The organism is Blastococcus sp. CT_GayMR19 (assembly GCF_004570385.1).
GTDB lineage: Bacteria > Actinomycetota > Actinomycetes > Mycobacteriales > Geodermatophilaceae > Blastococcus_B.
Genome location: NZ_SPQL01000017.1, coordinates 15,087 through 29,887 on the forward strand (window position 1 = coordinate 15,087; position 14,801 = coordinate 29,887).

The 14,801-nt window shown below is 69.1% G+C and carries 11 protein-coding genes; 7 read left to right on the forward strand and 4 right to left on the reverse strand.

The genetic code is table 11. The annotated features are described in order from the left end of the window. The first annotated feature begins 372 nt into the window (after positions 1 to 372). The 6 genes from E4P39_RS18875 (at position 373) to E4P39_RS18900 (ending at position 7,088) form a co-directional block, all read left to right on the forward strand. On the forward strand, positions 373 to 2,259 hold the full coding sequence (locus E4P39_RS18875) for an acyl--CoA ligase family protein (RefSeq protein WP_245159952.1): 1,887 nt from the start codon (positions 373 to 375) through the stop codon (positions 2,257 to 2,259). A gap of 8 nt (positions 2,260 to 2,267) precedes the next feature. Continuing rightward, positions 2,268 to 3,488 carry an acyl-CoA dehydrogenase family protein gene (locus tag E4P39_RS18880; protein WP_135138136.1) on the forward strand — a complete coding sequence of 407 codons (1,221 nt, stop codon included), beginning with the start codon at positions 2,268 to 2,270 and terminating at the stop codon, positions 3,486 to 3,488. A gap of 63 nt (positions 3,489 to 3,551) precedes the next feature. Next, a complete protein-coding gene (locus E4P39_RS18885) occupies positions 3,552 to 4,244 on the forward strand; it encodes an acetate uptake transporter family protein (protein ID WP_135138137.1) in 693 nt (230 codons plus the stop codon). A 128-nt stretch (positions 4,245 to 4,372) separates the two neighbouring features. Then, on the forward strand, positions 4,373 to 4,771 hold the full coding sequence (locus E4P39_RS18890) for a nucleoside monophosphate kinase (RefSeq protein WP_209306618.1): 399 nt from the start codon (positions 4,373 to 4,375) through the stop codon (positions 4,769 to 4,771). A 237-nt stretch (positions 4,772 to 5,008) separates the two neighbouring features. Then, entirely contained in the window at positions 5,009 to 5,434 is a 426-nt protein-coding gene (locus tag E4P39_RS18895) for a MaoC family dehydratase (RefSeq protein ID WP_167761974.1), read from the forward strand. A 199-nt stretch (positions 5,435 to 5,633) separates the two neighbouring features. After that, complete coding sequence (locus tag E4P39_RS18900; protein ID WP_135138139.1) at positions 5,634 to 7,088, forward strand: alpha/beta fold hydrolase; 1,455 nt, start codon at positions 5,634 to 5,636, stop codon at positions 7,086 to 7,088. A 1,191-nt stretch (positions 7,089 to 8,279) separates the two neighbouring features. Here the strand turns inward: E4P39_RS18900 and tatC are convergent. The 3 genes from tatC to E4P39_RS23325 all read right to left on the reverse strand — a co-directional run bounded on the left by tatC (position 8,280) and on the right by E4P39_RS23325 (position 12,543). Then, entirely contained in the window at positions 8,280 to 9,161 is an 882-nt protein-coding gene (gene tatC / locus E4P39_RS18905; protein ID WP_135138140.1) for a twin-arginine translocase subunit TatC, read from the reverse strand. 436 nt (positions 9,162 to 9,597) lie between these two features. Further along, positions 9,598 to 11,709 (reverse strand): transketolase, encoded by a 2,112-nt coding sequence (gene tkt / locus E4P39_RS18910; protein WP_135138141.1) that lies wholly within the window; start codon positions 11,707 to 11,709, stop codon positions 9,598 to 9,600. A gap of 246 nt (positions 11,710 to 11,955) precedes the next feature. Next, positions 11,956 to 12,543 (reverse strand): twin-arginine translocase TatA/TatE family subunit, encoded by a 588-nt coding sequence (locus E4P39_RS23325; protein ID WP_348633825.1) that lies wholly within the window; start codon positions 12,541 to 12,543, stop codon positions 11,956 to 11,958. Between E4P39_RS23325 and E4P39_RS18920 the strand changes: the two genes are divergently transcribed. Further along, on the forward strand, positions 12,427 to 13,386 hold the full coding sequence (locus E4P39_RS18920) for an aldo/keto reductase (protein ID WP_135138142.1): 960 nt from the start codon (positions 12,427 to 12,429) through the stop codon (positions 13,384 to 13,386). The genes E4P39_RS23325 and E4P39_RS18920 overlap by 117 nt on opposite strands. A gap of 29 nt (positions 13,387 to 13,415) precedes the next feature. Here the strand turns inward: E4P39_RS18920 and E4P39_RS18925 are convergent, their stop codons facing one another. Then, positions 13,416 to 14,783 (reverse strand): ATP-dependent 6-phosphofructokinase, encoded by a 1,368-nt coding sequence (locus E4P39_RS18925; protein WP_245159953.1) that lies wholly within the window; start codon positions 14,781 to 14,783, stop codon positions 13,416 to 13,418. Positions 14,784 to 14,801: the final 18 nt, after the last annotated feature.

The following is a 14,801-nucleotide window of genomic DNA, read 5'->3' on the forward strand; positions in this document are numbered from 1 at the left end:
GCGCGCGCGTCCCGTGGTCGGGGGCCTCTTGCGCCGAGTCCAGGAATTCACCGCGAGCACAGAGTCGAAAGTCAGTGGCGGCTCAGGACACTCGGCCGGCGTCGTGAATCGCCCATGCGGATAGCGTTGACGGCGTCGAGTTCATCTCGTGCATGGGCGGCCAAGCCCGCGTCGTCCTCGACGAACGCCCCATACCCGACGGATTCCGCCTGGGACGGGAGCACCGCATGAGTGCATCAACCGCTCCTCCCCGAGACGCCTGGCAACTCCGGGTGATCGCTGATGTCCGCCCGCTGGTCCCGTCCTGGGTGACGAGCCGGACACCGGCCTGGCGCACGGCGGAGACCGCTTCCGGCGGGACTTAGGCGGGGCGTGGCGTTCGGTCGAAATCCGAGCGACGCGCTCAGAGTCCGGTCATCCCCTGAGTTGATCGGGCCTGCTCCAGAGGCCCCTTCCGACTCCTGTCCGGTCACGCCTAGGAACTCCGTTCGCGACCGATTCACGACCCGTCTCGAACCTGCGTGCGCTAACCACTTTCGTGGCTCCACCCCGGCCCTCATCCGAGGGCGGTCGCAACCCCCTGCGATGTCGTTCGGATCAGTCGACGACCATTCCGGGAACGATCAACAGAAGGCCGCCACCATGGCTACCAGTTCCTTCACTCCGATGACGCCTCTTGCGTTCCTCGAGCGCTCGGCCGACGTGTTCGCCGACAAGACCGCGATCGCCTACGGCGACCGGAGGCTGAGCTACCGGGAGTTCGGTGCCGAGGCGAGTCGTCTCGCGCTCGCGTTGCGGGCCTCGGGCGTCCAGCGCGGTGATCGGGTGGCCTACCTGTGCCCGAACATCCCCGAGATGCTGGTGGCCAATTTCGGTGTCCCGCTGGCCGGCGCGGTTCTCGTCGCCGTCAACCACCGGCTCTCCGCCGAAGAGGTCCGCTACATCTGCGATCACTCTGGCGCGAAGCTGCTGGTGGTGGATACGGAATATCTGCCGGCACTCATCCCGATCCTGACGACCCTGCAGACCGTCCAGGAGGTCGTCGCCGTCAGCGATCCGGCCGGGCCGGCCATCGCCGGTGCCGCGGCGCTCGCCGACATCTCCTACGAGCAGCTCCTCGAGCGTGGCTCGGGCGAGCCGCTGCCGTGGGCGGTGGAGGACGAATCCAGTCTGATCTCGATCAACTACACCTCCGGGACGACAGGGACGCCGAAGGGCGTGATGTACGCGCATCGCGGCGCGTACCTGAACGCACTGGGCGAGATCATCCACCAGCGGTTCGATCCCGAGAGCGTCTACCTGTGGACGCTGCCGATGTTCCACTGCAACGGCTGGTGCACGCCCTGGGCGGTGACGGCGATCGGCGCGACGCACGTGTGTCTGCGGGCGGTCCGCGCCGACGTGATCTGGAAGCTTTTCGACGAGGAGCGGGTGACGCACCTCGACGGCGCCCCGACGGTACTGACGCTGATCGCCAACGCCCCCGAAGCGCACCAGCTGGGCTGCGAACTGGTGGCAACCGTGGCCGGGGCCCCTCCCGGCCCCACGGTGATCACGCGCATGCGCGAACTGGGTGCCCGGATCGTGCACGTCTACGGGATGACCGAGGTGTACGGCCCTTACACGCTCAACGAATGGCAGGCGGGTTGGTCCACGCTGCCGCCGGCTGACCAGGCGCGACGCCAGGCCCGACAGGGCGTCTCGATGATCCAGGCCGATCCCATCCGGGTGGTGGACGAGCAGATGAACGACGTCCCGCGCGACGGTCGGACGATGGGCGAGATCGTCATGCGCGGCAACAACGTGATGGTGGGCTACTTCCGCGACGAGGAAGCCACCGAGAAGGCGTTCCGCGGCGGTTGGCTGCATTCCGGAGACCTCGGCGTGCAGCACTCCGACGGCTACATCGAGCTCCGCGACCGCGCCAAGGACATCATCATCTCCGGCGGAGAGAACATCTCGACCATCGAGATCGAGCACGCCGTCGAGGCGCATCCGGCGGTGCTCGAGGTCGCGGTCATCGGGGTCCCGGACGAGAAGTGGGGCGAGCGGCCGAAGGCGTTCGTCATCCGCAGACCGGGCGCCGATGTCAGCGAGGCGGAGCTCCTGGCCTTCCTCCAGGCCCACATCGCCCGGTTCAAGGTGCCGAAGGCCGTCGAGTTCGTCGACGCGCTCCCGCGCACGGCGACCGGCAAGCCGCAGAAGTTCGAACTCCGTGAAAAGGAATGGGCCGGCCACAGCAGCCGGATCCAGGGATGAGTGCAGACATGATCGCTGATGGGACCTACGACGAGGCAGTCCTCGAGACCACCCAGATCGGCAGGTCGTTGGGCACCGATTACTTCGGTCTCCGCGACGAACTGACCGAGGACGAACGGAAGTACCTGGACATGGCTCGGGCGTTCGTGGACGTCGAGGTGCTGCCCGTCATCAACGGCTACTGGGAACGCGCGGAGTTCCCGTGGGAGCTCATCAAGAACATGGGTGAGCTCGGTTTCGTCGGGGACGGGATCGAGGGGTACGGCTGCCCGCCGATGAGTCCGGTCGCGGCCGGCCTCATCCACATGGAGCTCAACCGTGGGGACGGCAGTCTCGGGACGTTCCATGCCGTGCAGGCCGGCTTGGCGATGCGGTCGATCTGGTTGCTCGGCTCCGAGGAGCAGAAGAACCGCTGGCTGCCGGGAATGGCGACCCTGGACCTGCTCGGGGCGTTCGCGCTGACCGAGCCGACTCACGGGTCGGACGCCGTTGCACTCGAGACCGTCGCGGTCCGGGACGGCGACGAGTACGTGCTCGACGGGGCGAAGCGCTGGATCGGTAACGGGTCTATCGCCGACGTCATCGTCGTCTGGGCGCGGGACACCTCCGACGGCCAGGTCAAGGCATTCCTCGTGGAGAAGGGTGCCGCCGGGTACGACGCGCTGGTCATCGAGGGCAAGGCGTCGGTCCGTGCCGTTCTGCAGGCCGACATCACGCTCACCGGCGTCCGGGTGCCCCTCGGCAACGTGCTCCCCGGTGCCCGCACCTTCAAGGACGCGGTCAAGGTCCTCGCCTCGACCCGGATCGCCGTCGCGTGGGGAGCACTCGGCCACGCGGTGGCCGCGTACGAGGCGGCGCTGAGCTACGCCAAGCAGCGCAGCCAGTTCGGGAAGCCGCTGGTCCACTTCCAGCTCGTCCAGGATCAGCTGGTCAAGATGCTCGCCGAGGTGACAGCGATGCAGTTGTACTGCCTACGCGTCAGCCGCCTCGAGGAGCAGGGAAAGCTCACCGACACGATCGCCGCCCTGGCCAAGATGAACAACACCCTCAAGGCCCGGCACGTGATCGCCGAAGCGCGTGACCTCCTGGGCGGCAACGGAATTCTGCTCGATTACCACGTCATGCGGCACATGACCGACATCGAGGCGATCTACACCTACGAGGGCACCGAGCACATCCAGACCCTGATCGTCGGCCGCGACATCACCGGTGTGAGTGCCTTCTGCTGACACCGCGAGGCGGAAGATCCGCAGCCGCGAGGCTGTCAACTCGATCGACAGGGAAGTCTCGACATGACCCTCTTGCAGCACGATCCCCTCACTGACGCGATGCCCGACCTGGTCATCCTCCCGGACACCAACGACCCCACGGCGGGCAGAGTCGCGATCTCCCGGGAACTCGCCTCCGAACAGGTTCGGCTGATCGCCGACCCGGCCCCCCTCGGGCTCGCTGCCTTCGCACTGACCACGTTCCTGCTGAGCATGGCGAACGCGGGCTTCATGCCGGCGTCAGCCGAGCCGATCGTGTTCGGCGTCGCACTGGCCTATGGCGGCATCGCGCAGATGCTGGCCGGCATGTGGGAGTTCCGGAAGGGAAACGTCTTCGGTGCGACGGTCTTCACGTCCTACGGTGCCTTCTGGCTGTCGTTCTGGGCCTACGTGACCTTCTTCGCAGCGACCGTGCCGCCCGAGGAGCATGGCACGGCAGCCGGCTGGTTCCTCATCGCCTGGGCGATCTTCACGACGCTCATGCTCGCCGCTTCGCTCCGGACGACGGCAGTGCTGGCCGGGCTCTTCGCGGTCGTGACGGTCACGCTGTTCCTGCTGGGTATCGGCAACCTGGGCGCCATTCCTCGCCTGGTCACCTTGGGCGGAATCCTGGGCATCGTCGCCTCGGCCATCGCCTGGTACCTGTGCCTGGCCGGGGTGGCCGCGTCGACGTTCGGCCGGCCGGTTCTGCCCAACCCTCCCCTCTTCAGATCCTGAGACGGATTCCGGACGGGAGCTGGTCACGATGAACCTGATCATGCTGGCCCCGCCCGGGGCCGGGAAGGGCACGCACTGCAGTTGGCTGACCCAGGAGACGGGGTGCCGCCCACGTCTCGTCCGGCGACGTGATACGAGCCGAGATCGGGGCGGCGACGGCCCGCGGCCGGCGACTGGCCGAATACACGGTACGCGGCGACCTCGTCCCGGACGACCTGGTGTTCGCGCTGCTCATGCGCGTGGTGGTCGGTGCCGAACGCGAGACGGGGGGCTACCTGCTCGACGGATTCCCCAGAACGCTCGCCCAGGCTCGTCGGCTGGCAGAGATCGGCGTCGAGCGGGGTCTCGTCACCGACGCGGTGGTCTATCTGAGGGCGCCGGATGCCGTGCTGGTCGAGCGCCTCCTGGACCGCGCGGTCCGCGAAGGCCGAGCCGACGACCGGCCGGACGTGATCCAGCCGGCTCGCCGTCTTCGCCGAGGACACCGCACCGGTGGTTTGCCTACTACCGGGATCGTGGCGTCCTGATCGAGGTCGACGCCGACCGGCCGGTCGGCGTGATCCAGACCGACCTGCGACAGCGGCTCGCCGATCGCGGGGTCCTTGCACTCCATCCGGCATGAGGGGCATCCCGCCCGACTGACAGGTACGGAGATCCGACCGCGGTAGCAACGACTGAGGAGCGACGATGAGCACCACCATCATGGCCGAGATCGCCGGCGTTCCGCCGGTCGTGTTGTCGGGCCGGGCGGCCTCCAGGAGCAGGTGGGCACCGAGATCGGCGTCAGCGGCTGGCGAACGGTCCTCCAGGAGGACATCCAGACGTTCGCGACGTTGACCGGTGACCAGCAGTGGATCCACGTCGACGGGGAGCGGGCCCGGACCGGTCCGTTCGGCACGACTGTGCAGCACGGCTTCCTCACGTTGGGCCTGGCCACCGGACTGCTCTGGGAGGTCTGCACGGTGGAGGGCTTCGGCGTCGTCCTCAACTACGGCCTCAACAAGGTGCGCTTCCCGTCGCCACTGCGCGTCGGCAGCCGCATCCGCGTGCACGTGGAGGTTGCCGAGGTCACGGCTCTGGAGACTCCTGGCGGACCGGGAGCGGAGGCGGTCTACCGGCTCACCTATGAGGTCGAAGGTCAGCCGAAGCCCTGCTGCGTGGCCGACCTCGTCTTCCGGTACTACCCCTGACCGCGGCCGATCCCCGCACCGGATCGTCCGACCAGTGGGACTGGGGTCCGAGGTCCGAGGCGACGCGAGCGCTCGCCGAGCGCGCCGCGACCGAGTTGGGACCAGAGGCGGACCTGTTCGGTGACCACGACGCCGCCGGGTTCGGCGCGGCGCTGACCCATGTGCTCCGCTCCACCGCGGGGCGACCGCTCGGGCCGCGGTGCGGTTCGCGGACGCGCTCACACGTGTCCCGCTCGCCACGACCGCGCACTGGGTGGGCGGGGACGTCGAGGGTCCGGTACCGCTCGACCCCAAGGACCTGCGGTTCGCCGACCCGGCGTGGGAGGCGAACCCGCTGTTCCACGCCGTCCGGCTCAGCTACCTGGCCGGTTGCCGCTTCGTCCGGGACGTCGTCGGCTCCGCGGACGTGGACGCCGGGACAGCCGGAAAGGCGGCTGTGGCCACGGAACTGTTGCTCGATGCCGTCGCCCCGACCAACTTCCTGGCCACCAATCCGGCTGCCTTGAAGCGCGCGTTCGACACGTCCGGGGTGAGCTTGGCGAAGGGCGCGCGGAACTTCGTCGACGACGTGCGGCACAACCAGTGCCGTCCGCGGCAGGTCGACACGCGCTCCTTCGAGGTCGGCCGCAATCTGGCGGCGACCCCCGCCAGGGTCGTCTATCGCAACGACCTGATGGAACTGCTCCAGTACGAGCCGCAGACCCCCGACGTCCACGCGAACCCGTTGCTGTGCAGCCCGCCGTGGGTCAACAAGTACTACGTCATGGATCTCGCACCGGGCCGCAGCTTCATCGAGTGGGCGGTGCAACACGGCCGGACCGTCTTCGCGATGAGCTACCGGAACGCGACGAAGGAGATGTCCCACGTCACCATGGGCGACTACCTCGTCCAGGGCCCGGTGGCCCCGCTGGATGTGATCCAGGAGATCACAGGTGCCTCCACCATCGACATCGTCGGGTTGTGCCTGGGGGGAGCCCTCACCGCGATCACAGACGCCTACCTGCGGCAGGCCGGCGACGACCGGATCGGCACGCTCACCCTGCTGAACACGATGCTCCACTACAGCGACCCGGGGCAGCTCGGCATCTTCACCGACCGGCGCACGGTGGAGAAGCTCGAGCGGACGATGCAGCGGGAGGGCGTGCTCGAGGGCTCCTCGATGGCGGGGACCTTCGACATGCTGCGGGCGAACAACCTGATCTTCAACTACGTGGTGTCGAACTGGTTGATGGGCCAGGAGCCACCGGCCTTCGACATCCTGGCGTGGAACGCCGACAGCACGCGGATGCCTGCGGCGATGCACGCCTTCTACCTGCGCAATTTCTACGTCGACAACAAGCTCGCCGCCGGAACGCTCGAGATCGCCGGCACGACCATCGACCTGAGCGCCATCAAGTCACCGACCTACGTGGTCAGCGCGATCAACGACCACATCGTCCCGTGGGAGTCCTCGTACAAGACGACGCGCCTGGGTTCCCGCTCCCCCCAGCGGCGCCCGTCGCCACCCCTTGGCTCGGCGGCGCCCCCGGGCTCGTCCGTGACCAGTTCTTCGAGCGGTGGCGGGGTCAGGCTGATCCCGATGACGAGGACCACCACAGTAGGAACCGGGATCTCGGGAGGGGGTCAGTTTTCAGGCGCCGTCGGCACGCCGTAGAACCCACCCGTCGCTAGAGGGCCAACTTTCGACCGTCGCTGACACCGCACGCATCGGCCGGATCTGCACGCAGGTCATGCGGCGGTCGGTGTGCTCCGTGGAGCTCGAGACCGAGCACGGTGAAACGACGGGGACTCGGCGGAGCTCCCAGACCCATGGGGTGGCCAAGGTGAGGGCCCAGGAGCAAGCGCGCGGCGAGCGCGGCACCTCCGCCGGACGGGGGGGACCCGGGCACGCAGGCGGCGTGATCTGCGAGACAGAACGATGGCATCGCCCTGCAGGCGAACTGACAGATCGGACTCGACCGCGCTCCGGACGTTGCTCCTCCGGATGGATCTGGTCACTGTCCATCCGGAAAGCCCCGCCGAGCGGTGCAGGCAGATCACAGGACCCATCCCCACGCCGAACGACCGATCGAACGGCGAATCGCGAGTAGGCGTTGTCCGGACGGCGTCCGTCGGCGGCGGCCGAGTCTTGATTCTCGGTGGGTGAACTCGCAGGTCTGCGCCGGGCCAAGACTGGGCGCATGACCGTCTCGACGGACCGGCCCGGTGTGCCGTCCCGGACGCGCAGAACAACCGGGGCTCATTTCTCCGGCCAGCGCGGGGCGGCCATGGCGCCGTGACCATGGCGGCCCCAGCGCCCGGTGTAGAGCAGCTTGCTCATCGGGCAAGCACGTTGCGGCGCAGCAGGGTCACGGCTTGCGGTACTCCGGCCGCGTCCGCCCGCCCCGGCGCGGCCGCAGTTGCATCCGCGAAGCGGAGCCCTCGACTGGCAGCGGGCCGAGCCACAGCGAGGTGCCGCTCTTCCGGCCGCCCTTCGTGGCGCTGAGGCACGCGGAAGGCACGGCATCCGCCTGACTTGGCGCTGACCAGCCAAGATTGCGCATAGCGCTCCAAGCCTTCCAAGCTGACTGTGCGGGTTCGATTCCCGTCACCCGCTCCACCGCGGTGTCGCGGGACACGTTCGCAGGTGTCCCGCGGCACCGTTTCCTTTCGGCGGTATGCGGGCCGCACCGAACCCAAAGCCCGCGCAGGGAGGACGTCCCTGGCGGGGTTGCTACGGCAGCCGCTCCCCATAGCGCAGCTCGCCGTCGAGCCCGCCCAGCGCATAGGCGTCATCACGGGCTACGAGATTCTCGAGCAGTCAGCTATACCCGGACCGCCTGAGCGCACTGGCGAGTCGACCCGCCTATTCGCGCGACCCTTGGCGAGGGCCGGTCACATGGCGCTCAGTCGTGGCCGCGGAGTCGAGCGCCTCCTCCAGGCGGGACGGCCTCACGTCCAGCGGGGAGGCATCGTCGTCGGCGACGTCGTGGAAGGACCGGAGCGCCTCTCGCCGAACCCGCCGCCGGTCGACGATCCGCGCGATCTGGATCGCCAGCTCGAACAGCACGATCATCGGCCCAGCCATCAGCAGCATCGTGAACGGGTCCTGCGTCGGGGTGACGAACGCGGCGAAGACGATGGTGAGGAAGAAGATCCAGCGCCGGCTCCGGCTGAGCACCTCGTAGCTCAGGACTCCGACGAGATTGAGCGCCACCGCGACCAGCGGCACCTCGAAACTCACCCCGAATGCCACGAGCAGGGACAGCACGAACCCGATGTAGTCCTGTGCGGTCAGCGCGATGACCACCCCGTCGCCGGCGAGGGAGAGCAGCAGCTCCAGCCCGGCAGCCAGCGAGACGTAGGCCAGCACCGCGCCCAGGACGAACAGCAGCGTCGAGACGGCGACGAAGGCCACGCCGTAGCGCTTCTCCTGTCGCTTCAGCCCTGGCGTGATGAACAGCCAGAGCTGGTAGAGCCAGAACGGCGACGACAGCACCGCACCGGCCAAGAAGCTGACCTTGAGGCGGATGAACACCCCGCCGAAAACGTCGGTGATAAGCAGCCCGCAGCCGCCGTCGTTCCCCCCGTAGCGGAGCTCTGGGGCCAGACCGCAGTAGGGGGCACGGATGAACTCACCGAGCCCGTGCTCGTACCACCAGAAGGCGAACGCGGTCGCGACCAGCAGAGCCAGCAGGGCCTTGAGCAGCCGGTTGCGCAGCTCCGTCAGGTGGCCGACAAGCGTCATGCTCGCCTGCGGGTCGCGTCGGGTCCGGCGCCACCGCAGCCGGGGACTCCGACCCGGGTCTCTCACCATCGTCCTGCCCGGTACGCGCGGCTCAGTAGGCGCCGTCGGCCGGGGAGACCGGCATGGCGGTCAGGCCGGGGAACTTCCCGCGGACGAGGGTCGCCGGCGCGGCGTGTCGGCCGCGCACGTCGTCGATGTTCATGCGCTTCACCTCGGGTGACGTGAGATGCGGACACAGATGCTCCTGTCGGAGTTGGGGGGTGCCGGACCGGTGGCCGGCCCAGTCGATCGAGGCGGGGAGCTCTGCGTCGCCGACGCTCAGCTGTCGATCGGTCACCGACGTCCCGATCGACGCCGTCCGGCTCGGAGGGCGATGCCTCCCACCGCACGTGGAAGGGCACCATCACCGGCACGTCGGCTGATTGCACTGACGCAGCTAGCTGATCTGCTCCCGCTGCCGGTCCATGCACTCCCGAGCCGCCCGGGTCACCGCCTCCGGCGTGAAGCCGAACTTGGTCAGGAGTTCCTTCAGCGGAGCGGAGGTACCGAACGTGCGCATGCCGATGACGGTGCCCCGGGTGCCGACATAGCGGTCCCACCCCATCGTCGATGCCTGTTCGACGGCCACGCGCGCCTCGATGTCCGGTGGCAACACGCTGTCGCGGTACTCCTGGGGCTGTCGGTCGAAGAGCTCCCAGCAGGGCAGGCTCACCACCCGGACACGGACGCCGTCGGCGGTGAGCTGGTCGTAGGCTCGCAGCGTCAGGTGCACCTCGCTCCCGGTCGCTATAAGGATGAGCTGCGCTTTCCCGCCGCCGTCGGCGTCGGCGTCGGCGAGCACGTAACCACCACGTGCGAGGCCACTCGCCGGTGCGTAGACGGACCGGTCCAGGGTGGGCAGCGGCTGCCGGGTCAGCACCAGTGCGGCGGGCTCGTGTCGCAGGCCCATGATCAGCCGCCATGCCTCCACTACCTCGTTGGCGTCGCACGGCCGGATCACGGGGAGTCCCGGGATGGCCCGCAGGGACGCCACCTGCTCGACGGGCTGGTGGGTCGGCCCGTCCTCGCCGACGCCGATCGAGTCGTGGGTGAAGACGTGGACGACCGGGATCTCCATGAGCGCGGAGAGCCGGATCGCGCCCCGCGCGAAGTCGGAGAAGATCAGGAACGTCGACCAGAGCGGCCGCAGCTTCGACAGGGAGAGCCCGTTCGCGATGGCCGCGGCAGCGAACTCCCGCACCCCGTAGTGCAGATTCCGACCATGAGGCTGGTCCGGGCCGAAGTCTCCGGCTCCGTCGAAGCCGAGCCGGGTCTTCGTCGAAGGCGCCAGGTCCGCCGAGCCACCCACCAGCCACGGCACGCGCGGCGCGATGGCATTGAGCACCTTGCCCGAGGAGTCCCGGGTCGCCAGACCCGTGGCGTCGGGCGCGAACTCCGTCAGGTCGGCGTCCCAGCCGTCCGGCAGACGCCGGTGCTGCATCTGGTACAGCTGCTCGGCGAGGTCCGGGTACTCGGCGCGGTAACGCTCGAACGTCGCCATCCACTCGTCCCGGGCGCGACGGCCGCGAGCGCCGAGTCCGGCGGCGAAGTGGTCGTAGACCTCCGCCGGAACATGGAAGTGAGCATCCTCCGGTGACCCGTAGAACCGCTTCGTCGCGCGAACCTCGTCCTCGCCCAGCGGCTCCCCGTGAACCGCCGCGGTGCCCTGCTTGCTGGAGCCATAACCGATGTGGCTGTCCACAATGATGAGCGTCGGCCGTCGCTGCTCTGCGCGGAACGTCTCAAATGCGCGTGCCAGCATGGCGAGGTCGTTGGCGTCGCCGACACGGGTGACGTTCCACCCAAGTCCTATGAACCGGGTGGCGACGTCCTCGGTGAACGTGAGCGCCGTGTCGCCCTCGATGGTGATGTGGTTGTTGTCGTAAATCCAGCACAGGTTGGACAGGCGCAGGTGACCGGCAAGGGAGGCCGCCTCGGCGGCGACGCCTTCCATCAGGTCGCCGTCACCGCAGAGGCTGTAGACGTCGTAGCCGAACAGTTCGTAGCTGGGACGGTTGAAGTAGGAGCCCTGCCAGCGCGCAGCGATGGCCATGCCGACCGAGGTCGCGACCCCCGTGCCGAGTGGACCGGTGGTGGCTTCGACACCGGAGGTCCAGCGGTACTCGGGGTGCCCCGGGCACTTGGAGTCCAGCTGGCGGAAGCGCCTGAGATCGTCCAGCGGGACCGCCGGCTCACCGACGACCTCGTAGGCGGGGTTGACCGCGGTGACCCGGCTGAGGTGCAACAGCGCGTACAGCAACGTCGAGGCGTGTCCCGCGGAAAGGACGAATCGGTCCCGGTTGGGCCAGATGGGATCGGCCGGGTCGAACCGCAGGAACTGCTGCCACAGGGTGTAGGCCACCGGTGCCATGCCCATGGGAGTGCCCGGATGCCCGGAGTTGGCGGCCTGCACCGCATCCATGCTGAGCGTCCGGATAGTCGTCACGGCGAGATCGTCGATGCTCCGGGCGTGGGTGGGCGTGGGGATCCCGTGATCGGTCAACGTCATTGGTCGGTCTCCTAGCGAGGGGTGGGCTGCAAGTCGGGTTGCAACGGGTCGACGGGGTGGGACCGGACGCCAGGGACTCCACGACCGGTCGATCGACGGGGACGATCGGGCGGGCGACAGATGTCGAGACGCCCGTCCCGACGACTCGGGGGCCACAGCGGTCGGCCGGCGACCGATCGGCCAGGGGGTGCTCACCGGTCGGAAAGGACAGCGCCTCCGGCGCTTCCCGCCGGGAACGATCCCCGCTCACCCACCCGACCCCGCAGGCTCAGGGGTCTCCGTCGGGCGACTGCGGCCGACCGGCCCCTCCGCAAGGGCAGGGCGCAGCCCTGTCGTTCGAGCATCGGTCTGGGACTCCGCAGTCCCTGCGCCGGCGTGCGGAGGGCCGATCTCTCCGCGCGGGGGGAGAACGTCCCCCTCATGGGTCTGGGTCGCCCCCGTGGGACGGTCGTCCTCCTTCAGACCCCTCATCTCGCCCTTGAAGATGCGGAGTGAACGGCCGAGGGAGCGGGATGCGTCGGGCAGCTTCTTGTAGCCGAACAGCACAAGGATCGCGAAGATGATCAGGCCGATTTCCATCGGGCCACCGGTCACGGGAGTTCTCCTTCGGGGATGGGCGCGGAGGACAGTGCTGCCCCCTCGCGTCGGTGTGGGTTGCCTACCGGCGTCAGACGTCGCCGGCTTCGAGGACATCGAGGACATCGAGGACATCGCACGATGGCGACATCCAGGCCAGTACGGACCCGGGCCAACGCCCGGCTGGGTCTCGGCCTGGCCGCCGTCGGCCGGCCGGCGTACATCACGCTGGGGCGGGACGCCGACCTGCCGGCGCATCGCTCCGAGGCCGTGCTCGAGGCGCGCGCGCACGAAGTGCTCGACGCCGCTCGGGAGCTGGGTATCGACTACGTCGACGTGGCGCGGTCCTACGGGCTGGCGGAGCAGTTCCTGCGGTCCTGGCTGGAGGAAGCCGACGCCCACCCCTTCGTCGCGAGCAAGTGGGGCTACCGCTACACGGCCGGGTGGCGGCGGGACGCGGACCAGCACGAGGTCAAGGACCACAGCCTCGCCCTGTTCGTGCAGCAGTGGGCGGAGACGGACCGGCTCCTGGGTCGGTGGCTGCGCCTCTACCAGGTCCACTCGCTGACCTCGGACAGCCCGCTGTGGGAGGACCACGCGCTGCTGGATGCGCTCGCCCACCTCCGGGACCAGGGCTGCGAGATCGGCTTCTCGACCTCGGGACCCGCTCAGGCGGATGCCGTCCGGCGCGGTCTCGAACTCACGGTGCAGGGACGCCCCCTCTTCACGAGCGTGCAGTCGACCTGGAACCTGCTGGAGCGCTCGGTGGCTCCGGCGCTGGAGGAGGCCGCCGCCCACGGCGTCCGGGTCGTGGTCAAGGAGGCGCTGGCCAACGGCCGGCTTGCCCTCCCCGGGCCCGCCACCGTCGGCCTGGAGCAGGCCGCCCGCGACCACGAGGTCGGGCTGGACGCTCTGGCCATCGCGGCCGCCCTCACCCAGCCCTGGGCGGACGTCGTCCTCAGTGGTGCGGTCACCGTCCCGCAGCTGACCTCCAACGCAGCGGCCGGAGATCTCGCCGGCGAGCCCGGGCTCGACACCCTGGTGGCGCCGCAGGCGCCGGCCGAGTACTGGGCCGAGCGCAGTCGCCTGTCCTGGGCCTGACGCCCTGCCGCTCGGCTCCCCAGCCCTTCTCATTCGAACCGCACCGGCTGCCCCGTGGCCTCCAGCACCGACAGCCAGAGGTCGCCGAGCGGGTCGACGTGGTTGCGCCGGCTGATCGCCAGGGGCATCGGGATGTGCACGAACCGACGGCGACGCCGGCCAACGATGATCTCCGTTCGTCCGGCCATGGCCGCATGCACCGCCGCATGGGCGAGACGCAGGCAGTAGGCGCTGTCGAACGGGTTGGCAGGAACGCTCCGGATCGCGTAGCTAGGGTCGAAGTACCGCACGTTGCTCTCCATGCCATGGGCATCGAGATGCTCGACGATCAGCCGGCGGAGCATGCGGCCGACGTCGCCGAAGCGCACATTGCCCGACGCGTCCGTACCCGGGGCCTCGCCGTGGATGTGCTCCTGGCCCGCCCCCTCGGCGACGACGACCACCGCGTGGCCGCGGTCGACGACGCGGCGGCGCACGTGCTCCAGGAGTCCCCCTGGCCCGTGCAGGGCGAAGGGCACCTCGGGAATGAGTACGTAGTCCGCGTCGTCCTTCGCCAGAGTCGCGTAGCAGGCGATGAATCCGGAGTGTCGACCCATGAGCTTGACCAGCCCGATGCCGTTGGGGGCGGATCGCGCCTCGACGCTGGCGGCCTGGATGGACTTGGTCGCCTCCGCCATCGCGGTCTGGAACCCGAAGCTCTGGTCGATGTAGGGGATGTCGTTGTCGATCGTCTTGGGGATTCCGACGACCGCCACCTTGAGCCCACGCTCGTCGACCACCCGGACCACCTCGATGGCCCCGCGCATGGTCCCGTCGCCGCCGACGACGAAGAGGATGTTGATGTTGAGACGCTCGAGGGCGTCGACGATCTCCTCCGCGTCCTCCTCGCCCCGGGACGTCCCGAGGATCGTGCCGCCCTCGTCGTCGATGTTCTGGACCAGGTCGGGCGTGAGGTCGAGCACGTCGTGGCCGTGGCGCGGGATGAAGCCACGGAAGCCCTTCTGGAACCCCACGATGCGCCGAACTCCGTAGTGCCGGTACAGCTCGAGGACCAGCCCTCGGATGACGTCGTTGAGTCCCGGGCAGAGGCCGCCGCAGGTCACGATCCCGACCCGCGTCTTGGCCGGGTCGAAGTAGATCTTCGTCCGGGGGCCGCCCGGCTCCAGGCTGGGCAGCTGGTCCACCGGAACGCCCCGTGCCCCCGCGGTGGCCAGCGTGTCGTCGAACAGGATCCGGTCGTCCTCGACCACCGAGTGCTGCGTCGTCTCCCGGGCGACCAGCCGGGACGCCAGCGGCGAGTCGATCCGGCACGGTCCGAGCGTCCGCACGACCAGATCCGCGGCCGCCACGGCGGGTTCGCTCCCCTCTCCCCCCTCCTGACGGGGCTCGGCGGTCACGGCGTCGCTCGCGGAGCC

What these genes read in the sequence shown, in the direction of transcription:
- E4P39_RS18880 (WP_135138136.1), top strand. Translation starts at nt 2,268, where the DNA reads ATGATCGCTGATGGGACCTACGACGAGGCAGTCCTCGAGACCACCCAG.
- E4P39_RS23325 (WP_348633825.1), bottom strand. Translation starts at nt 12,543, where the DNA reads ATGCGCCGGCAGGTCGGCGTCCCGCCCCAGCGTGATGTACGCCGGCCG.
- E4P39_RS18885 (WP_135138137.1), top strand. Translation starts at nt 3,552, where the DNA reads ATGACCCTCTTGCAGCACGATCCCCTCACTGACGCGATGCCCGACCTG.
- tatC (WP_135138140.1), bottom strand. Translation starts at nt 9,161, where the DNA reads ATGACGCTTGTCGGCCACCTGACGGAGCTGCGCAACCGGCTGCTCAAG.
- tkt (WP_135138141.1), bottom strand. Translation starts at nt 11,709, where the DNA reads ATGACGTTGACCGATCACGGGATCCCCACGCCCACCCACGCCCGGAGC.
- E4P39_RS18920 (WP_135138142.1), top strand. Translation starts at nt 12,427, where the DNA reads ATGGCGACATCCAGGCCAGTACGGACCCGGGCCAACGCCCGGCTGGGT.